This is a genomic window from Bradyrhizobium sp. USDA 223 (assembly GCF_044909005.1).
GTDB lineage: Bacteria > Pseudomonadota > Alphaproteobacteria > Rhizobiales > Xanthobacteraceae > Bradyrhizobium > Bradyrhizobium yuanmingense.
Window position 1 is genome coordinate 2,087,072 of sequence record NZ_JBIYDR010000001.1, and the last position, 19,650, is coordinate 2,106,721.

Consider the following 19,650-nt stretch of genomic DNA (forward strand, 5'->3'; position numbering starts at 1 on the left):
TTAAATGAAAGTGGTGAAGAGCCTTTTGCTCGGCACTGCGGCGGGATTGATCGCCGTTGGTGGAGCTCAGGCAGCTGATCTTCCGGTCAAGGCCAAGGCGGTCGAGTACGTGAAGATCTGCTCGCTCTACGGCGCAGGTTTCTACTACATGCCGGGCACCGATACCTGCATCAAGCTCGGTGGTTACGTCCGCGCCGACATGCTTCTCGGCGGCGGCGGCGACTATGGCTTCAGGAACAGCTCGAGCAGTGTGAACGGCGGGTCCAACAACCGTCTGACCAACTACTATTACACCCGCGCTCGTCTGGACTTCAACATCGATACCCGCACGGCGACCGAATACGGCGTCGTTCGTACCTACGCCGACCTCGTCGTCAGCTATGACTCCACGAACGTCACTGGCAGCAATCCCTCGGCGTTCTCGACCAGTTCGGCTTCGCTCGGTCTCTACCATGCGTTCATCCAGTTCGCCGGCTTCACCTTCGGCCGCACGGTCTCGATCTTCGACGCTCCTTGGCAGAGCTATCCGGCGGGCGGCCCCGATACCATTCCGGGCGGCTCCAACCACGTCAACGGCGTGAACCAGGTTGCCTACACGGCCGACTTCGGCCAGGGCATCACTGCTTCGTTCGCGCTGCAGGACGAGACGTCGGCGAACAATGGTCAGTCGAACCTCTGGAACGTGTCGTCGGGTACGGCGGCGCAGTTCGTGACCGGCGTCTATGGCGCCAGCGCTTGGGGCGGCACGCGCATGCCCGAGGTGATCGGTCAGGTTCGTGTCGACCAGGCCTGGGGTCTGGCGCAGATCTCGGTCGCGGCCCATGAGCTGCATTCAGCCTATTACGGCGCGACTGAAGTCTCCGGTCATCCCTCCGACAAGTGGGGCTGGGCCGTGCAGGGCGCCTTGTCGATCAAGAACATCCCGACCGGCGCGGGTGACGTCATCAACCTGCAGGCCGTCTACACGGACGGTGCGACCCGCTACAACTTCCAGAGCCTGTTCCCGCAGAGCTTCTTCATGTTCAGCGGCAGCGGCAACGGCGCCTATCAGAGCACCGGGTTCGCCGGTGTCGCCGACGGCGTGTTCGGAACCGGTACCGGTATCGACACCGTCAAGACCTGGGGCTTCCGTGGTGGCTATACCCACAACTGGAGCCCGAACTGGGCCAGCGCCATCTACGGCGGCTATGCTCAGCTGAGGTACGGCACGACGGGCAAAGGCCTGATCTGCACCAACTTCGCCGCGATCGCCGTGGCCGGTTCGACCTGTAATCCGGACTTCAACTTCGCGGTGGTGGGTGTGAACACCGTGTGGACCCCGGTCAAGGGCCTGGCGTTCACGGCCGACCTCAGCTGGTCGCGTCTGGACCAGAAGTACTCTGGCGCCATCAACAGCCCGGGCATTCCCTCGGCTGCGAAGCCGGCGGCCGTGTACGAGCTGAAGGACCAGGATTCGGTGAGCATGCTGCTGCGCGCTCAGCGCAACTTCTGACCATCGATCGCGCAAATCGATCGGAGAACCCCGGCGGGAAACCGCCGGGTTTTTTCATGGGCATAGTTTCGGAAAATCGAATGGCTGATGCGGAACACGAAGGCGAGCCATGCGATTCGAATGCATCAAGCTTATTTACTTACCTGAGTTACTAAGCTATATAGCTCTCAGCCAAATACGAAAGTTGCGGCTCTTAGCTTCATGCTAAGCCTCCAGAAACCTCCGGCGATGCCCCGCCGGAGGTTTTTTGTTGTCCAGATGCGCGCAACGTCAGCGTATCACGCGGGTGCGCGCCGGCGGCCGGTAGGCGAGGCGGCTGTGGCCGACGCAATAGGGGTGGCCGTCCGGCGCCGTGTTGCCGCAGAAGCAGAAATCGTCTGCGCCCGGCGTCGAGATCGGCCAGCGGCAACGATTCTCCGACAGCTCCAGCAGCGAGCAGCGGTTGGCCTCGTCGATCGGGCCGGCAACCACCGGCGCATCGGTCTCGCCATAGAGCGTGGCGAGCATCTCGTATTGCAGCCGCGGCACAGCCTTGCGCATCCGCGCCGGCGCCAGGCCTCTGTCCTGGACCTTGCGGTCGTCGACCGTCCGGCCGCGCGTCAGATTGAGCCGCGACAATTTGCCGATCACCGCGTTGCGGGTGACGCCGATGTCGGCGGCGATCTCGCGACAGGAGAGGCCGGCCTCGAAGTGCTGCTTCAGGAGTTCGATTCGTTCGTCGGTCCAGGTCGGTGAGAGAACAGGCATTTGTCGGCGATCCCAGGTTGCAGATGTCGGCCATCCGCGGTCTCGAGATCCGTCCGCCTCACGTACCGAGCGCGCTCACGTCCTGCCATTGTCGCGGATCGACAGAAGACCGTCCTTGATGGCGAGACGGATGCCTTCCTCGATCAATGTCCGTGCGACGCCGGGAACGCTGGTGCCGTGGGTGCCCTGTCTCACCAGCTTCTCCAGATACGCGATGGTCGAGAGCGCCAAGGTTACGGGAATGCGGTCAGTCTCGGCTTTTTCGGTGGCCATGGCCCGAACGCTAGCCTCTTACTCGGATACATAAAAGTAACGATTAAGACTCTATTTAGGTTCGGGGGCGGAAGTCAAATGCAGGCTGTGCGTGACGCTCAGCATGTTGGAATCGCACGGGAAATTACCCACGACTCAGCGCGCCGCGCGGTAGACCGGGCGGCGGGGGTCGTCAATCGGTCGGGAAGGGGCGGCCCGGCTCAGCCGTGCACGATCGCCTTTTCGATTATGCAATGGATGCCTTTGGCGCCGTTGACGGTCTGGGTCACCCGGAGATCGGCGGCGAGGCTGCACAGCGTGTAGGCGTCCTCGCGCGACAGATTTCGCGTCTCGCCGAGCAGCGCGATCATGTCGCGCAGCGCGCGCACCACGCACTGGTCGAGATCGGGGTCCATCGCCATGGTCATGTAATGCGTCGGCGTCTCGGCGCGGGGGTAGTCGAGCTTCAGGTCCTTGCGCAGCGTCAGGCGGAAGCGGCCCTGCAGCGCGGTCTCGATTGCGGTGACGCAGACCTCGCCGTCGCCCTGCACGCCATGGCCGTCGCCGCAGGAGAACATTGCCCCTCGCACGAATACCGGCAGATATAGCGTCGCACCTGCGCCGAGCTCCTTGTTGTCGAGATTGCCGCCCATCGCGCGCGGAATCAGCGAGGAGATGCGGCCCCAGGCTGGCGGCGGCGATACGCCCATCACGCCGAAGAACGGCTTCAGCGGCAGGTCGAGGCCCCACGGCATGCGGCCGACCATCCTGGTACGGTCGAGCGGAATGTTCAGGATCCGCGTCTCGTGGAAATCGTCGGGCAGGGTGCCGGACAGCGGCTTGATCATGTTCCAGCCCCAATCCTGCCGGAGCTGCACGTCGAGGATCTCGACCGCGAGCACGTCGCCGGGCTCGGCCCCTTCGACCGCGATCGGACCGGTGAGGATGTGGCCCGGCAGCATGCGCTCGTTTCTGGCATGAACCTGGTGCATCTCGGGCGGAATGTGAAACCTGTCGCGATCAGGCAGCATGTCGGGACCACCGCTGATGGTGTCGACCGTGACCTCGTCGCCGCTGGCCACGGTGAGGACGGGCTTGAGTGCGGCTTCGAAGAAGCCCCAATGGCAGGTTTCAGGGCTGGAATGCAGGTGATGATGGGTCATTTGCCGCGTCCGGTTGGTTTGATCGGTCCGGGCTTGACCCGGCGATCGATCCTCTTTCAAGAAGGATTTCCGAACAAGGCCGGGCCGGCCAAGCCCGCGCATGGCAGGCACGATCATTCCAGCGAGGCTCCTCTGTTTTTCGCTCTCTCAAAGACCATCGGCGTCGCGCTGCTGCCGATCAATCTTCTGGTCGAGCTCGGAATTGTGTCTGTCGTGCTGATGGCGACGCGCTTTGCCGCGTTTGGCCGCCGGCTTGCCGTGACCACGCTGGTGCTGCTGGCGCTCGCGGCGTTCTCGCCGCTCGGCAATCTCCTGATCTACCCGCTGGAGTCGCGCTTCCCGGCGTGGGACGCCTCGCGCGGCGCGCCCGACGGCATCATCGTGCTCGGCGGCTCGGTCGACACCGATCTGTCGGCGGCGCATCGCACGCCGGTCGTCGCGCACGCGGCCGATCGTCTGTTTGCGCCGGCCGAGCTTGCGCGCCGCTACCCCAATGCGCGCATCGTCTTCACCGGAGGCTCCGCGAACCTGGTATCGAGCGAGGCCAGGGAGGCCGACTATTCCGCGCCGATCCTGGAGAATCTCGGCATCGCGAAGGACCGCCTGATCCTCGAGCGTAACTCCCGCAACACCTGGGAGAATGCGATCTTCACCAAGCAATTGGTATCACCAAAGCCCGGCGAGCGCTGGCTCCTGGTGACGTCGGCCTTCCATATGCCGCGCTCGATGGGAATCTTCCGCAAGGCCGGATTTGACGTCGAGGCCTATCCGGTGGACTGGCGGATGGGGGGACGTGAGGATCTATTCTCCTTCACCAATATGGGCGCGGACGGCTTGAGACGAACCGAAGTTGCGGTGCGCGAGTGGATCGGTCTTACCGCTTACCGTCTGATGGGCAGGATCTCCGAGTTGCTTCCGGGACCGGGCAGGGACTAGAACAAAGCCGCAAAACAAGAATACGCGGCGCACCATCGCCGGCGCGGAGGAAGCCATGCAACAGCAGAGTACGGACAGGATCGACCTTGCCGGCCTCGTCGCCGATCTCAACAGCCTGCTGCGGCTGAAGACGAACGTGATCGGCATGAAATTGTTCGCGAGCATCGCGGAGATGGAGGCGATCCCGAAGATCCGCCGCCCGAACGCAATTCACACCACCGACCAGATCGTCAGCATGGCCGCGCGCCTGGGCTGGACCGTCGGCATCACCGCCGACGATCTCGTGGGTAGCCAATGCCGTGCGGTGATCGGTCTTGCGCCGCAGGACGAGAAATGGCTCGCCGGCGAAAACTATGTCGGGGTCTGGCACGGCACGGCGGAGGACGCGCGCAAGCGCCAGGCGGCGCTGGACGTGGTTCCGTTCGGGCACTATCAGGCGCTCGCCGTCAGCCCGCTCGCCAGCGGCCGGCTCGATCCGCCCGATATCTGCCTCGTCTATGCGACGCCGGGGCAGATGATCATCCTGATCAACGGGCTGCAATATACCGGCTACAAGAAGTTCGAATGGGGCGTGGTCGGCGAGACTGCCTGCGCGGATTCCTGGGGGCGGGCGCTCAAGACCGGGGAGCCCAGCCTGTCCTTGCCATGCTATGCCGAACGGCGCTATGGCGGCGTGCCGGACGAGGAGATGCTGATGGCCTTGCAGCCCTCGCATCTCGCCAGGGCGATCGAGGGCATGAAGGCGCTGGCGAAGAACGGCCTGCGCTATCCGATCCCGCCCTATGGCATTCAAAGCGACGTCCGTGCCGGCATGGGCGTGAGCTACGCGAAGAAGTAAAGGCCGATCATGAGCTCTGCGAAATTCGACATCGTCGTCTACGGCGCGACCGGCTTCACCGGCCAGCTCGTCGCCGAATATCTGGCGGCGCATTACAAGGACGACAAGGCGCTCAAATGGGCGATGGCGGGCCGCAGCCTCGACAAGCTGACATCGGTGCGTGACGCCATCGGCGCGCCGGCCGACACGCGGCTGATCGTGGCGGATGCGTCGGATGCGGCGTCGCTGAAGGCGATGGTGGCGCAGACCAAATCGGTGATCACGACCGTCGGTCCCTACCAGTTCTACGGCGAGGATCTGCTCGCTGCCTGCGTCGCTGCGGGCGTCGATTATTTCGATCTTTGCGGCGAGCCGGTGTGGATGCGGCAGATGATCGACAAGTACGAGGCGGCGGCCAAGGCGAGCGGCGCGCGCATCGTGTTCTCCTGCGGCTATGATTCCGTGCCGTTCGAGCTCGGCACCTTCTTCGTGCAGGAGGAGGCAAAGCGCGTGTTCGGCGCGCCGGCACCACGTGTGAAGGGCCGCGTGCGCGACATGCGCGGCACGTTGTCAGGCGGCACCGCGGCGAGCGCGAAGGCGACCTTCGATGCCGTCGCCAAGGACCTCAGCCTCGTCGCCATCCTCAACGACCACTTCGCGCTGACACCTGATTTCACCGGCCCGAAACAGCCCAAGGGCAACAGGGCGGTCTTCGAAGAGGACCTGCAATCCTGGGCCGCGCCGTTCATGATGGCTCTGATCAACACCCGCAACGTCCATCGCTCCAACATGCTGATGGGCTTTCCCTACGGGAAGGACTTCGTCTACGACGAGATGGTGCTGACCGGTCCCGGCGAGAAGGGCGAGGCCAACGCCAAGCGCGTGATGGCAGCCAATGCCGAGAAGACCGGGCCGAACGCGCCGAAGCCGGGCGAGGGCCCGTCGAAAGAGGAGCGGGAGAACGGCCTGTTCAACCTGCTCTATGTCGCGATCGCCCCCGACGGCCGCATGGTCCGCGCCGGCGTCACCGGCGACCGCGATCCCGGCTACGGCTCGACCTCGAAGATGATCTCCGAATGCGCGATCTGCCTGCTGCGCGATGCGAGCGACGTTCCCGCCGGCTTCTGGACGCCAGGCGCGGCGATGCAGCACAAGCTGATCAAACGGCTGCAGGACAATGCCGGGCTGACGTTTGGGGTGGAGAGCTAGGTCGGCTCTCGTAGGATGGGCAAAGGCGCAACGCGCCGTGCCCACCATCTCTCAGTGGTGGGCACGCTGCGCTTTGCCCACCCTACGGCACCGTCTCTGTCACGCCGCCCTGGCATCATACGCGTACATGAAGTCCATGCCCTTGGCGCCCAGCGGCAGCAGCCATTTCAGCATCTGATTGCGCATCCAGGCGCCGGTGGCGCTGAACTCGCGCTTGCTGTTGCCGTTGCGGCGGGCGATCGCGACGATCTTCTCGGTGCGCGGGCGGCGCTCGGCCTCGAAGGCCTGGAAGGTGGCGCCGAGCTCCTGGCCCTCCTGCATCAGCCGAGCAAATCGCATCGCGTCCTCCAGCGCCAGCGAGGCGCCCTGGCCGGCATGGGGGCTGGTCGCGTGCGCGGCATCGCCGATCAAGAGCGAACGCTTGCGCGACCAGGCCGGCAGGGTCGCGACGTCGAGCGTGTCGGTGACCACGATGTTCTCGGCCGCTTCGATGATGGCGGGGATCGGATCATGCCAGCCGTGATGGACGCCGCGCAGATGCTGCTTCAGCGTCGCATGGTCGAGCGCGCGGAACGTCGCCGCGTCCATGCCGTGCGCCGGCTGCGTGCTCCACCACATCACGCCGTCTTTCGGATCGGAGCTGCAATAGCCATAGCCGAAGAAGCCGCTCTGGCCGAAGGTCGTTTCGACGTGCTGGCCGATGGATCTGCCGTCGAGCACGGCATGCGGCACGAAGCCGCCGAAGCCGATCAGGCCGGTGTCGAACGGCTGCGGGCCGTCAGGCACGACCTGGCGGCGCACGACCGAGTGCACGCCGTCGGCGCCGATCAGGAAGTCGCCTTCGGCGGTGGTGCCGTCGGCGAAGTAGGCGATGATCGGCTGGTCGCCGCGATCCTCGATCTTGATCAGGCGCTTCTCGAAATAGAGCGAGACAGAGGCGCACCATGCCTTGTCGATCAGGATCTCGTTCAGCGTGGCGCGCGCGATGTTGACGGCCGGCTGGCCGAAGCGCCGCGCCAGGTCGCGGTTGATCGAGCCGAGCTTCTCGCCGCCCTGCGAATAGAAGTTGAAGGCTTCCGCGACCGAGCCGCGGTCGATCAGCTGCTTCGCCAGCCCGATCTCGTTCAGGACATGCATGCCGTTCGGTGCGATCTGCAGGCCGCCGCCGATGCCCTTCGAATAGGGCCAGGCCTCGTAGATAGCGGACTCGATGCCGGCGCGGCGGAGCAGCACCCCGGCGACGGGCCCGGCGATTCCGGCGCCGATGATCAGGGCCTTGCGGCGAGGATGGGACATGGCTTGCTCCCGACGTTTCCGTGGTGCTAGGAGAAATTACGGTCACTAATTATCTTAGTTGCTAAGATATATATCGCCTAAGAGATGAGGTGGGCCTTGTCAAGGACGAAGGCGCGCGCTGCGCTGCTGCAGGAGCTCGAGGACGCCATGCGCAGGTCCTCCGCGCAGGGCGTGCTCTACGGACAGACCGTTGCCAACGTTGCCGGAATTGCCAATTCCGATCTCGAATGCATGGACATCCTGTATCTCGAAGGCCGCGTCACGGCAGGGCGGCTCGCCGACGTCACCGGCCTAACCACCGGTGCCATCACCGGTGTTGTCGACCGGCTCGAAAAGGCGGGCCTGGTGCGGCGCGAAAGAGACGAGAAGGATCGTCGCAAGGTCTTCATCGCGGTCGTGCCGGAGGCGATCGCCGGCCTCGGCCAGTATTACGTGCCGATGCAGGAGGCGATGGAGAATGTCTGCAACGGCTATTCCGACGAGGAATTGCGGCTGCTGCTTCGCTTCTCCAATGAAGCATACAAGGGCACGCTCGCGGCGACCGAGGCCCTGAAAGGTCTGCTCGACACGCCGCCGGAAAAGCGGCCGGATCTCAAGCTGAAGAAGCGTCCTCGCCGGACCTGAGCTTGTAGGCTTGCGCGGCTGCGATCATCCCCCACACTGCGCCTAGCATCATCCAGAAGTGCCGCCAGTGGTCGGTGTCGATCACGAAGCTTTCGCCGACGGTGCCGAGGAAGGCGGAAAAGACCGCGAGGTAGGCGCGCTGCCACGGCACACGGATGAAGACGTGGCGGAAACCCATGATGACGGTGGTGAAGACCAGCGCGGGATAGCACACGCCGGAGAGCCAGCCGCCGGACATGAAGGCGTTGAGGTAGGAGTTGTGGGTGTCCTCGGGGAAGTAGCGGTTGAATTGCAGTGGACCGATGCCGAACGGCAGATCGAGCGCCATCTCCGCACCCAGGATGTGCCGGCCGAACCGGCCGAAGCGGCCTTCGTCATAGCTCTGGCCGAAGCTCGCGCGCTGCTTGAACATCTCCGCCGTGGAGTCGAGCGACAGCAGCACGGCGATCAGCGCGAGGCCGAGCACCGCGGCGACGATCGCCATGATGACGATGCGCGAGCGTTGCGCATTGGTGCGGCTGGTCAGCACCATCAGCGCCAGCATGAAGGCGGAGGTCAGCACCAGGCCGCCCCAGGCCGCACGCGAGAAGGCGAGCAGGATCGCCAGCGACATGATGCCGAAGGCGATGACGTTGCGGAATGCCTTGGCCATTTTATCGGAGACCACGCTCTGAAGCGCGAACAGCGCCGGCAAAATCAGGTATGCGCCGAGCACGTTCGGGTCCTTGAAGGTGCCGCGTGCGCGGCCGTAGAGCGTCAGAAGGTCGTTGCCGCCGGGAACCAGGTGGAAGTAGCCGGCGATCGCCAGCAGCGCGGCAATCATCGCGCCGACCACGAGGCCGCGGCGCAGCATGTCGAGCCGGGCCTCGGTGTCCTCGGAGATGACCATGGCGAAGAACAATACGGTCACCGCCATGTACCAGGAGGTCGCGATCCAGCTCACCACCTCGGTCCGCTGGTACAGCGGAATCGCGCTGATGGTGTAGCCGACATTGAGCAGGATCAGCATCAACAGCAGCGGCATCAGCACGAGACGCAGGCGCAGGCCGGTGGCGAAAAAGGTGACGGTCGCGAGCAGCGTCGCGATCTCGTAAGGGCTCGGCTCGATGAAGACGATGGCGCCAGAGGCGCCGACCAGCCACACCAGCGTGCGCTGCAACGCCAGCACGCCGGGCGCGGCCGTTGCGGCTGCGTTCACTCCACCGGCTGTCGCCGCATACGCCATCAAACGCTCACGCTACTCGCACGCCACACAACGCCGTCATCGCCCTGCCTTCGCGGGCCATGACAGAGAAACTCAACTCAATACGCGTTCTCGTTCTTGGTCAGCAGCGAGACCGGCGTCTTCAGGAGAATGACGAGGTCGAACAGCACCGACCAGTTCTCGATGTAATAGAGGTCAAACTCGACGCGCTTCTGGATCTTCTCTTCGTTGTCGATCTCGCCGCGCCAGCCGTTGATCTGGGCCCAACCGGTGATGCCCGGCTTGACGCGGTGGCGGGCGAAATAGCCGTCCACGGCTTCGTCGAACAGCCGGCTCTGCAGCTTGCCCTGCACCGCATGCGGGCGCGGGCCGACCAGCGACAGATTGCCTGAAAACACCACGTTGAAGAGCTGCGGCAGTTCGTCCAGGCTGGTCTTGCGGATGAAGCGGCCGACGCGGGTGACGCGCGGATCGTTCTTGGTCACCACCTTCGAGGCGGTCGGGTCGGCCTGATGGTGGTACATCGAGCGGAACTTGTAGACGTCGATGCGCTCGTTGTTGAAGCCGAACCGCTTCTGTCGGAACAGCACCGGGCCGGGGCTGTCGAGCTTCACGGCGAGCGCAACCAACGCCATCACCGGCAGGGCTGCGAGCAGCGCAAGGCTGCCGACAATACGGTCGAACAGCCATTTCATCACCAGGTCCCAATCGGTGATCGGCGCCTCGAACACGTCGAGCGTCGGCACCTCGCCGAGATAGGAATAGGAGCGGGGCCGGAAGCGCAGCTTGTTGGTGTGCGCGGAGAGGCGGATATCGACCGGCAGCACCCAGAGCTTCTTCAGCATCTCCAGGATGCGCGTCTCCGCCGAGATCGGCAGCGCGAACAGCACGAGGTCGACGCGGGTGCGGCGGGCGAACTCGACGATGTCGTCGACCTTGCCGAGCTTGCGCGCGCCGGCGCAGGTGTCGAGCGCGCGGCTGTCGTTGCGGTCGTCGAACACGCCGAGCACGTGGATGTCGGAATCCTCCTGCGCCTTCAGCGCCTCGACCAGTTCCTCGCCGTTGCTGTCGGATCCGACGATGATGGTGCGGCGGTCGAGCCGGCCCTGGCGCGCCCAGGCGCGGACCAGCGCGCGCAGCACCAGGCGCTCGGCAATCAACGCGGCGAGTCCGAGGAAGTAGAAGGCGGCGAGCCACAGCCGCGAAATTTCGCTGCCGAACTTGGCGAAGAAGGAGATGCCGATGAAGAGCAGGAAGACGAACGACCAGGACGAGATCATCCGCGTCATCTGCCGGAGCTGACCACGGAACAGCTGCACCTGGTAGATGTCGGCGGCCTGGAAGCAGACCACGGCGGCGATGGCGACGGCGATGACCTCGGCCGGATAGATCCAGCTGAACGCCCCCGCGAGCGGCATGACGTAGCCGAGATAGATTGCGATGCCGACGAGGCTCAGCAGCGCGAAATCGGCAAGGCGCACGAAGCCGGCGATCACGATCGGCGAATAGGCGCGGGCGACCTTCTGGTTGACGACGTCGAGCGCGGCAGGCGAGAGCCGGCGACGGCGCTCCACGAAGGGCTGGTCAGCAGGCTTTGCCGCAGCGTTGGCCGCGGCATCGAGCATCGAGCGTGCGTTGAGCGGTTCCACGGGCGTTCACGTCCATTCCAGACCCGCGGCACGGCCTTGCGCGCCCGGGCAAGCATCCCCTGGCGCTTCGATTATCGAACAAATCGGAAGATTTTCTAAAGCTGGCTTAAGGATGGTTAATGATTGGCAAATGCGTCGCGATAGCCGGCGAGCACGCCCTCGACCATCGCGGCTTGCGAAAAGTGCGCCGAGATACGCTCGCGCAAGGAGAGTGCCCGTTGCGCGGTCGTTTGCGGATCGTCCAGCGCTGCGGCGATCGCCTCCGCCATGGCCTCGGGATCGCTGGGCGCGAACAGCGCGGGGCTGTCGACGCCCAGGATCTCGGGAATGCCGCCGATCTTGGATGCGATCATCGGAATGCCCGCGGCGCCGGCCTCGATCACGACGTAAGGCATGGAATCGCCGCGCGAGGGGACGACGAGCAGCCGCCCCTTGGAGAAGCCGTAGCGCGCCTTGACGTGACCGATGAAGCGGATGGCGCTCGCCAGGCCGAGCCGCTCGACCTGTGCTTTCAGCGCGGCCGTCTCCTCGCCGTCGCCGCCGAGCGTGAGCGTCACCTTCTTGCCGCCCTCGTGCAGGCGCGCCACAGCATCGACCAGCAGGTCGGCGCCCTTGATGTGCCTGAACTCGCCGACATAGCAGAGGTCGGTCGCATCCTCGGCGGTGACGACCGGCTCGAATTCCTCCGGCGTCACGCCATTGAAAACGCAGTGCACCACGCCCTTGGGCGTGCCGACGATGCGCTGATAGGTGTCGCGGGCAAAGGCGCTCTCGAACAGAAACAGGTCCGTCGAGTCCATCAGCGCGCGTTCGAGCCGTGCGTAGAATTCGCCTTTGAAGGTGTTGAGCGGATAGTGCAGCGAGCCGCCATGCGGGGTGTAGATCCGGATCGTGTCGTCCGAGCGCCGCCGCATGCGGATGAAGGCACCGGCCTTGGCGCCGTGACCGTGCAGCACGTCGGGCTTGAGCGTGGCGATGAGCCGCCGCATGCGGAGCCATACCAGGACGTCGTCGGGCGACGGCTCGCGGCGGATCGCCATGCGGTGGACGCCGAGCTTCAGGCGCGGCGCAAGCTCGGTCAGCGCCTTGTCGGCGCGCTCGCCGCCGGTGAGGCTGTCGGCGAGGATGCCGACATGATGGCCGCGGTCGACCTGGCCGTTGGCGACGTCGAGGATGTGGCGGAAGATCCCGCCGACCGGAGCGCGCACGGCGTGAAGGATGCGAAGCGGCCGGTCGGGAGAGGGGGGCATGATCAAAACCAGCTCGACGGCGACTGCCGAACAATTCTCACGAAATAATCGAGATGGATTAAGGGGCCTCGTGGTTAACAAACGGTGACGGCTCGGCGCGCGCAAGGCGCGTGTCGTGGCGATTAACCCAGCGGCAACCTTAATGGAGTGTAATCGCCCCGGTTGAGGTAGAGTCGCAGCGTTGCCCTGCGGGAGTGTTCGATGCGTTTAGCGTTCTGGCGTGCCGGCAAGGACAAGGCTGTGATCGCGCGGGCCGTCGCGAAGTCCAAAGGCGAAGCTGCGCCCAAGAGCGAAACGAAGGCTGAAAAGCGCGAAGCGAAGGCCGAGAAGATCGAAGCCAAGGTTGAGGCCAAGATCGAAGCGAAGCCCGCAGCGAAGTCCGCTCCCGTCATCGCCAAGCCTGGGCAGGTCGAATCCGGCGACATCGACCTGCACGCGCTCGGTGCGGCCCTGGCGCGCAAGCGCGGCTGGGTCATCGTGCCGACGGTGCTGGCGCTCGTTGCCTCGCTCGCCATCGTCAATCTCGTCACGCCGCGCTACAAATCTGAAACCCGGATTCTGATCGACGGCCGCGAGAACGTGTTCCTGCGTCCGAACAGCGACCGCACCGAGGAGCGGCAGGCGCTCGATGCCGAGGCCGTCACCAGCCAGGTGCAGCTGGTGCTATCGCGCGATCTGGCGCGCGAGATCATCAAGAAGAACAAGCTCGCCGAGCGCCCCGAATTCGATCCGGTGCTGCAGGGCATCTCGCCGCTCAAGTCGCTTGCCGCGCTCGTCGGCATCGTCCGCGATCCGTTCGCGATGACGCCGGAAGAGCGCGTGCTCGATTCCTATTACGAACGCCTTCAGGCCTACGCCGTCGACAAGTCGCGCGTGATCGTGGTCGAATTCCAGTCCGCCGATCCCGAGCTTGCCGCGCGCGTCGCCAACTCGATCGCAGACGGCTATCTCGTGCTGCAGCAGGGGGCGCGCCAGGAGCAGGCCAAGAACGCCAGTCAATGGCTGGCCGGCGAGATCGAGAGTTTGCGCAAGAAGGTCTCGGACGCCGAAGCCAGGGTCGAGGACTTCCGTTCAAAGTCCAGCCTGTTCATCGGTACCAACAACACCACGCTGTCGAACCAGCAGATGGGCGAGGTCAACACCCAGCTCAACAATGCGCGCTCGATGAAGGCGGATGCGGAATCCAAGGCACGGCTGATCAAGGAGATGCTCCAGAGCGGCAAGCCGATCGAGGCATCCGAGGTCGTAAACTCCGAATTGATGCGCCGGCTGTCGGAGCAGAGGGTCACGCTGCGCGCCCAGCTCGCCGAGCAATCGTCGACGCTGCTCGGCAATCATCCCCGGATCAAGGAGCTGAAGGCGCAGCTCGGCGACCTCGACAATCAGATCCGCGATGAAGCCGCCAAGATCTCGCGCTCGCTCGAGAACGACGCCCGCATCGCCAGCGGCCGGGTCGATGGCCTCACCGTGAGTCTCGAGCAGCTCAAGAAGCAGGCGGCCTCCACCAACGGCCAGGACGTCCAGCTCCGCGCGCTGGAGCGGGAAGCCAAGGCGCAGCGCGATCTGCTCGAGACCTATCTCGCCAAGTACCGCGAGGCCAACACCCGCGAGACCATCGACACCGCGCCGACCGACGGCCGCATCATCTCGCGCGCCATCGTCTCGAACACGCCGGCCTATCCGAAGAAGCTGCCGATCGTGCTGATCGCGACGATCGCAACGCTGCTGCTCTCGTCCGGCGTCGTCGTCACCGGCGAGCTGCTGCGACAGACCGCGCCGGGCGCGGCGATGAGCTCTGCGCCGGCGCCGGTGCGCGAGGAGCCGCTGGTCGTTCAGCGGGCCATCGAACCCGTGGTCGACAGGGGCGGCGAACCAATGTTGGATCCGATGTTGGCGGAGCCCGCGCCGCTGCAGCCGGAGATAACGGCCGATTTGGATACGAGCGAATTCGCCGAGATCGAACGTCTGGCCGACGAACTGCGTGCCGCAGGCACTGCGGCCAAGAAGGTCACGGTGCTCGGCACGGCGCCCGGCGAAGCCATCACGCTGTCGACGCTGACGCTGGCGCGGAACCTGGCGCGCGATGCACGCGTCGTCGTGGTCGATCTCGCCGCCTCCTCGCCGACCATTGCCGCAGTCTCCGCCGATGCGCAGGCTCCCGGCCTTGCCGAGCTGATGCAGGGCGAGGCCTCGTTCGCGCAAGTCATCACCCGGGACAAGCTGTCGCGGCTGCATCTGGTGATGGCCGGCCGTCCCGGCTTCGACCGCAGCCTGCTGCAATCGCCGCGCGTCGCACTCGCGATCGACGCGCTGCTGCGGGCTTACGACCACGTGCTGATCGATGCCGGCAGCGCCTCCGACCTTCCGGCCGAGCTGTTGACGGCGCATGCCCGCGCCGTCGTGGTGCCCGACGCCGCGATGGCACCGGATGCGCGCGCGCAGATGTGCGAGCAGCTGAGAGCCGTCGGCTTCAGCGCGGTGGCGATGCTGAGCAAGCCGGTGCAGCCGTCCGATGCCGCCGAGACGCCGCGCGTTGTCGCGGCGTAGGTGAGGGACGCCGCTGCCGGGCGTTCGAGAGACTGAGTGAAATTGGTGCTGCTCTTACCCTCCCCTGGAGGGGGAGGGTCGATCGCGCGCAGCGCGAGCGGGGTGGGGTGATCTCTCCACTCGGGCACTGTTGGATGTGGAGGGACCGTCACCCCACCCCGTTACGCATTTCGCTTCGCTGCATGCGTAACGACCCTCCCCCTCCAGGGCCCTCCAGGGGAGGGTGCAAGGCTCGCTGGTGGAGAGGTCTTACCCGAACGCCTGCCGCAGCCGGCGGGCCATGTCGAACAGCATCTGGTTCTGCTTCACCAGCCGCTTGCCGTGGCTGAGCGAGGACATCGCCATCGCCGCGAGCCTGCCGCGCGAGGTCAGGGGCACGAAGCTGTCGAAGATCTCCTCGTCGTCCTTGCAGAACATCCGCTTGTAATCGTCCGAGCCGATGCCGAGGTCGAGCGAGCGGTAGCCGCGCTCGCCGTAGCGGTCGATGATGTAGCGCATCAGGATCAGGCCGGGGCTGTAGCGGGCGTGCTCGGACATCGTGTAGGTGTTGAACATCATCGAGAAGCGCTCGCCGTCGGCGACGCCGGCGAAGATCGCGATCACCTCCTCGTCGCATTCGAGCGCATGGATGTCGATCACGTGACCTTCGCCGCGCGGCGCGAGGCAGGCGCTGCGGACGAATTGCTCGACGCCGGGTTCGGAGAAGACGTTCGGCAGCTTCTGCTCCGCCATCCGCGCCGGCTTGACACGGAAGAACCAATCCAGCAGGCGAATGACGTCTGCGTCCGACGTCGCCAGGTGATAGCGGTAGCCGGCGAGGGACTGAAGCTTCTTCTCCTTGCTCTTGAGGCGGCGGCGGAGGGAATTGCTGATCCGCGATGCCGGCGGGCCGTCCGGCTCCATCACCAGTCGCGGACAGCCGTTGATCGGGCGCTGCCGCGGCAGGGCTGCAAACGGGTTTTGCTGGTCGTGCCAGCGCTCGGGCTGCTGTGTCAGTGCGAGCACGTCGGCGTGCTCGCCGAGCGGCGCAAGCAGTGCATCGAGATCGGCGCTGGCGGCCTCGGCTGCGAACTCGGCGTTCCAAAGGCCCATGTTGAAGGTGGTGTGCTTGCCGCCCATGAAGCCGGCGGTGCGCACGCCGTGGCCCTGCCGCAGCGAGAGCGGCAGCAGCAGGAGCGGGCGGCGATCGGCGTCGCGGGCGATCACGATGAACGGCCGGGCACCTTCACGGGCGCCGACCAGCCGCTGCCACGGATCGAGCAGATCGAAGCGCTGGTAGGGCGTGAAAAGATGGCCACTGGCCTCGAAGCCGCGCCAGACCGCCTCGGCCTCAGCGAGATCGGTGACGATGTCGACCTGTGCGATACGGCTCGCTCTCGACCGCGCTGGCGCTTCTGCCGTCCGGCTTTGCATCGCCGCAGCCATGGTCATTCGCGAAACCTGTCGAGAAATCGAAAATACGTACTTCGGCCCGTGGCCGACCTTTGCAAACAAAGGTCAACAAAGGGTAATGACTTGGGCGAGGGAACTGACCGCCGGCGCGCGCGAAGGGTGGGATTTTGGCTTCCGACGACAGATGGCTGGAACGGCTGCGCCTCGAGCTGGCCTGGTTCACCGGCCAGGCCGCGCTGCGTAGTCGCGGTGCCGGCGCCATCCTGCGCTTCCGCTACGTGCGGCCGCGGCGGCGCGGATTTCAGCCGCTGCGCGAGCACGAGATCACGGCACAATTCCTCGACCGCGCCATCCGCGCGCTGAAGCGGTGGAACTACGATTTCCTCGGCATGGACGAGGTCTGCCGGCGTGCGGTGACGCTGCCGGAGAAGCGGCGCTTCGTGGCGCTGACCTTCGATGGCGCCGGCAAGGATCTCATCAGCTTCGCCTATCCGGTGCTGGCGCGTCACGCCGTGCCATTCACGATCTATGTGCCGACCGCTTTTCCCGACGGGGTCGGCGAGGCCTGGTGGCTCGGGCTGGAGCAGGTGATTGCGCGCGAGAGCCGCATCGACCTGATGATGGGCGAGAAGGAGCAGCGCTTCACGGTGGCCGACAAGGCCGGAAAGCAGGCGCTGTTCTCGCATCTGGAGAGCTGGCTGCGCTCGCTGCCGCCGGCGGATGTGTCGGCAGCGATCGCCGATCTCTGTACGCGCTATCGGATCGACCTCGCTGCGCTCTCGCGCGAGGCGTCGATGGATTGGGAGGACCTCGCCAGGCTCGCCGGCGATCCGCTCGTGACGATCGGCAGCGCAACGGTGAACTATCCGATGCTGGCCAACATGAAGGACGCGGCCGCACTGCGCGAGATGACGATGGGCAAGGCCGTGGCGGAATCGGCCTTCCAGCGCGAGATCAGGCATTTCGCCTATCCGTTCGGCGACCGCGCTTCGTTCCGGCGCAGCCACGTCGTGATGGCAGAGCAGGCGGGCTTCGCCAGCGCGGCCTCGACGATCCCGGGCATCGTGGAGGCGGAGGGACGCACGAACTTGCGCGCGCTGCCGCGGATCTCCTGGGACGGGCGCGTGCGCTCGCTGCGGATGCTGCGCGTGCTGGTGTCGGGCGCCGCCTTTGCGCCGGTGCGGCCGACCGGGAGCGCTACGAGCCAGACCTGAGGCGATCGGGCCGCTGCATCCAGCTCACGATCGGCATCGCCGGCAGCACCCAGCCCATGCCGACCACGACGTAGTAGATCGCCTGCCGCCAGCCGGATTCGGCGATCCACGGCATCTGCGCCACCGCCATGCCGAGCAGGGCCCAAACGGTGGCCAGCACCAGCAGCAGGATGGCGCCGAGGAACTTGCGGGTGCGGATCGTCATGGCGGGAACTTTAAGGCTTTCGCGTTACTTGCGCTGCGGGAGCGGGGGACTATAAGGGGCACGCAATCCGGTTCAAGTCTCTTCGCCACGGGCTTGGTTTTGTCCTTGAAATGACGACGAATTCCGCCCCATCCGAGCCGCATCGCGCCGTGCGCTGGTGGCTTATCTGTGTGGCCGCGCTGATCGCGTTGATGGTGCTGGTCGGCGGCGCGACACGGCTGACGGAATCGGGCCTGTCGATCGTCGAATGGAAACCGGTCACGGGCAGTGTTCCGCCGCTGTCGGAAGCGGCATGGGCCGAGGCGTTCGAGGCCTACAAGAAGATCCCGCAATATCGCGAGCTCAATTCAGGCATGAGCCTGTCCGAGTTCAAGACGATCTTCTGGTGGGAGTGGAGCCACCGGCTGCTCGGCCGTTTCATCGGCGTCGCCTATCTGCTGCCGTTCCTGTTCTTCCTCTGGCGCGGCGGATTGTCGATTGAGCTGAAGCGCAGGCTGTGGCTGCTGTTCGCGCTCGGCGGCCTCCAGGGCGCGGTCGGCTGGTGGATGGTGGCTTCGGGCCTGACGGAACGCACCGAGGTGTCGCAATATCGGCTGGCGACGCATCTTTCGCTCGCGCTCCTGATCTTCGCCGGTATCGTCTGGACGGTGCGGCGGCTCGAGCAGCGACCTCAGATCGCGGCGTCCGCGCGGCTACGGTTCACGAGCGCGGTGCTGCTCGTGGTGACCTTCGTGCAGATCTATTTCGGTGCGCTGGTCGCGGGCCTGCGGGCCGGGCGGGCCTACAACACCTGGCCTGAGATTGATGGGGCGCTCATCCCCTCGGCGGAACGGTTGTGGTTCGAGACGCCGTGGTGGCGCAACATGTTCGACAATGTGCTGACGGTGCAGTTCGAGCATCGCATGACCGCCTACGTGTTGATCGTGCTGGCGCTGCTGCATGCGATCGACGCGGTGCGCTCGCGTGCAGGTGCGGCAGCGAGCGGCGCGTTGTGGCTGTTCGCGGCGGTGAGCGTGCAGGCGGTGCTCGGCATCCTCACGCTGCTCAACCAGGTGCCGATCGATCTCGCGCTGACCCATCAGGCGGTTGCGATCGTGGTGTTGACGCTGGCAGTGGTGCAGGTGGAGCGGCTGGCGTCACGGCAGTCGGCGCAGGCGCAGCCGCGCGCGGTCCCCGTGGGTCAGCCCGGCTGATCACCATCAGCCCGGCTGATCAGCAATAGCCGTAGACGCCGCACGCATAGGGCAGGCGCCAGAAATAATCGACCTGTTTCCCGCCGTAATAGGCGCCCTGATAATCGTAGCTCCAGGGGCGGCCGTAATAGCCGGGCAAGGTGTGGGAGCCCGGCAGCAGCGGCGTGCCCGGCAGGTTGCGGATGTAGCTGCCGATGCCGTAGGCCGGCGAGATCAGCGCATCCGGATCGGTTTCGACATAGACCTGAGGTGGTTCCTGCGGCGGCCCGGCCGCGCGCCGCTTCGGCGTCGCCGGCAGATCGGCGGCAATGGCCGCCGAGGCCGTCAGCATCACAGCCAGGGCGGGCACCATCCAGCGCAGCATCGTCGGCTCCGAATCAAAAGGGGCGATCCAAGCACGACGTATGGGGCAGATATGGTTAATGAGGGTTAACCGGCGGCGGCCAAAACGGCCGCCGTC

The 19,650-nt window shown here is 65.4% G+C and carries 18 protein-coding genes; 8 read left to right on the top strand and 10 right to left on the bottom strand.

Going from position 1 to position 19,650, the window contains the following annotated elements:
- Positions 1 to 4: 4 nt before the first annotated feature.
- Complete coding sequence (locus ABIA40_RS09545; protein WP_271538062.1) at positions 5 to 1,492, top strand: porin; 1,488 nt, start codon at positions 5 to 7, stop codon at positions 1,490 to 1,492.
- Between the two features lie 270 nt (positions 1,493 to 1,762).
- Here ABIA40_RS09545 and ABIA40_RS09550 read toward each other — a convergent pair whose 3' ends face one another.
- The 3 genes from ABIA40_RS09550 to ABIA40_RS09560 form a co-directional block, all read right to left on the bottom strand.
- Positions 1,763 to 2,239, bottom strand: coding sequence for a GcrA family cell cycle regulator (locus ABIA40_RS09550; protein WP_404540790.1), 477 nt, complete (start codon positions 2,237 to 2,239; stop codon positions 1,763 to 1,765).
- Between the two features lie 75 nt (positions 2,240 to 2,314).
- A complete protein-coding gene (locus ABIA40_RS09555; RefSeq protein WP_024341172.1) occupies positions 2,315 to 2,512 on the bottom strand; it encodes a hypothetical protein in 198 nt (65 codons plus the stop codon).
- A 200-nt stretch (positions 2,513 to 2,712) separates the two neighbouring features.
- Positions 2,713 to 3,654: an acetamidase/formamidase family protein gene (locus ABIA40_RS09560; RefSeq protein ID WP_404540793.1), complete on the bottom strand. Its 942-nt coding sequence runs from the start codon at positions 3,652 to 3,654 to the stop codon at positions 2,713 to 2,715.
- Between the two features lie 168 nt (positions 3,655 to 3,822).
- Here ABIA40_RS09560 and ABIA40_RS09565 point away from each other — a divergent pair, with 168 nt between their 5' ends.
- From ABIA40_RS09565 to ABIA40_RS09575, 3 genes are read left to right on the top strand one after another with little or no spacing between them, the layout of a single operon-like run.
- On the top strand, positions 3,823 to 4,590 hold the full coding sequence (locus tag ABIA40_RS09565) for a YdcF family protein (protein WP_036010382.1): 768 nt from the start codon (positions 3,823 to 3,825) through the stop codon (positions 4,588 to 4,590).
- A gap of 55 nt (positions 4,591 to 4,645) precedes the next feature.
- On the top strand, positions 4,646 to 5,428 hold the full coding sequence (locus ABIA40_RS09570; RefSeq protein WP_404540795.1) for a DUF169 domain-containing protein: 783 nt from the start codon (positions 4,646 to 4,648) through the stop codon (positions 5,426 to 5,428).
- Between the two features lie 9 nt (positions 5,429 to 5,437).
- Entirely contained in the window at positions 5,438 to 6,616 is a 1,179-nt protein-coding gene (locus ABIA40_RS09575; RefSeq protein ID WP_271538058.1) for a trans-acting enoyl reductase family protein, read from the top strand.
- A gap of 99 nt (positions 6,617 to 6,715) precedes the next feature.
- On the opposite strand, the gene ABIA40_RS09580 is transcribed toward ABIA40_RS09575, so the two are convergent.
- Positions 6,716 to 7,912: an FAD-dependent monooxygenase gene (locus ABIA40_RS09580; RefSeq protein WP_404540797.1), complete on the bottom strand. Its 1,197-nt coding sequence runs from the start codon at positions 7,910 to 7,912 to the stop codon at positions 6,716 to 6,718.
- A 147-nt stretch (positions 7,913 to 8,059) separates the two neighbouring features.
- Between ABIA40_RS09580 and ABIA40_RS09585 the strand changes: the two genes are divergently transcribed.
- Positions 8,060 to 8,536: a MarR family winged helix-turn-helix transcriptional regulator gene (locus tag ABIA40_RS09585; protein ID WP_404546200.1), complete on the top strand. Its 477-nt coding sequence runs from the start codon at positions 8,060 to 8,062 to the stop codon at positions 8,534 to 8,536.
- On the opposite strand, the gene ABIA40_RS09590 is transcribed toward ABIA40_RS09585, so the two are convergent.
- From ABIA40_RS09590 to ABIA40_RS09600, 3 genes are all read right to left on the bottom strand, one after another.
- Entirely contained in the window at positions 8,505 to 9,761 is a 1,257-nt protein-coding gene (locus ABIA40_RS09590; protein WP_404540799.1) for an O-antigen ligase family protein, read from the bottom strand. The two genes, ABIA40_RS09585 and ABIA40_RS09590, sit on opposite strands and share 32 nt — an antisense overlap.
- Positions 9,762 to 9,838: 77 nt before the next feature.
- The gene (locus ABIA40_RS09595) at positions 9,839 to 11,389 is read right to left on the bottom strand and encodes an undecaprenyl-phosphate glucose phosphotransferase (protein WP_404540801.1); all 1,551 of its coding nucleotides are present in this window, start codon (positions 11,387 to 11,389) and stop codon (positions 9,839 to 9,841) included.
- Between the two features lie 116 nt (positions 11,390 to 11,505).
- Positions 11,506 to 12,639, bottom strand: a complete 1,134-nt coding sequence (locus ABIA40_RS09600) for a glycosyltransferase family 4 protein (protein WP_404540803.1) — start codon at positions 12,637 to 12,639, stop codon at positions 11,506 to 11,508.
- A 201-nt stretch (positions 12,640 to 12,840) separates the two neighbouring features.
- On the opposite strand from ABIA40_RS09600, the gene ABIA40_RS09605 reads away from it, so the two are divergent.
- Positions 12,841 to 15,186, top strand: coding sequence for a GumC family protein (locus ABIA40_RS09605; RefSeq protein WP_404540805.1), 2,346 nt, complete (start codon positions 12,841 to 12,843; stop codon positions 15,184 to 15,186).
- A gap of 249 nt (positions 15,187 to 15,435) precedes the next feature.
- Here ABIA40_RS09605 and ABIA40_RS09610 read toward each other — a convergent pair whose 3' ends face one another.
- Positions 15,436 to 16,617 carry a GNAT family N-acetyltransferase gene (locus ABIA40_RS09610; RefSeq protein ID WP_271538052.1) on the bottom strand — a complete coding sequence of 394 codons (1,182 nt, stop codon included), beginning with the start codon at positions 16,615 to 16,617 and terminating at the stop codon, positions 15,436 to 15,438.
- Between the two features lie 128 nt (positions 16,618 to 16,745).
- On the opposite strand from ABIA40_RS09610, the gene ABIA40_RS09615 reads away from it, so the two are divergent.
- Complete coding sequence (locus ABIA40_RS09615; RefSeq protein ID WP_271538051.1) at positions 16,746 to 17,792, top strand: polysaccharide deacetylase family protein; 1,047 nt, start codon at positions 16,746 to 16,748, stop codon at positions 17,790 to 17,792.
- Here ABIA40_RS09615 and ABIA40_RS09620 read toward each other — a convergent pair.
- The gene (locus ABIA40_RS09620; RefSeq protein ID WP_225156946.1) at positions 17,776 to 17,997 is read right to left on the bottom strand and encodes a DUF2842 domain-containing protein; all 222 of its coding nucleotides are present in this window, start codon (positions 17,995 to 17,997) and stop codon (positions 17,776 to 17,778) included. The two genes, ABIA40_RS09615 and ABIA40_RS09620, sit on opposite strands and share 17 nt — an antisense overlap.
- 110 nt (positions 17,998 to 18,107) lie before the next feature.
- On the opposite strand from ABIA40_RS09620, the gene ABIA40_RS09625 reads away from it, so the two are divergent.
- Positions 18,108 to 19,190: a COX15/CtaA family protein gene (locus ABIA40_RS09625; protein ID WP_271538050.1), complete on the top strand. Its 1,083-nt coding sequence runs from the start codon at positions 18,108 to 18,110 to the stop codon at positions 19,188 to 19,190.
- Between the two features lie 19 nt (positions 19,191 to 19,209).
- On the opposite strand, the gene ABIA40_RS09630 is transcribed toward ABIA40_RS09625, so the two are convergent.
- The gene (locus tag ABIA40_RS09630; protein WP_271538049.1) at positions 19,210 to 19,554 is read right to left on the bottom strand and encodes a hypothetical protein; all 345 of its coding nucleotides are present in this window, start codon (positions 19,552 to 19,554) and stop codon (positions 19,210 to 19,212) included.
- Positions 19,555 to 19,650 lie beyond the last annotated feature (96 nt).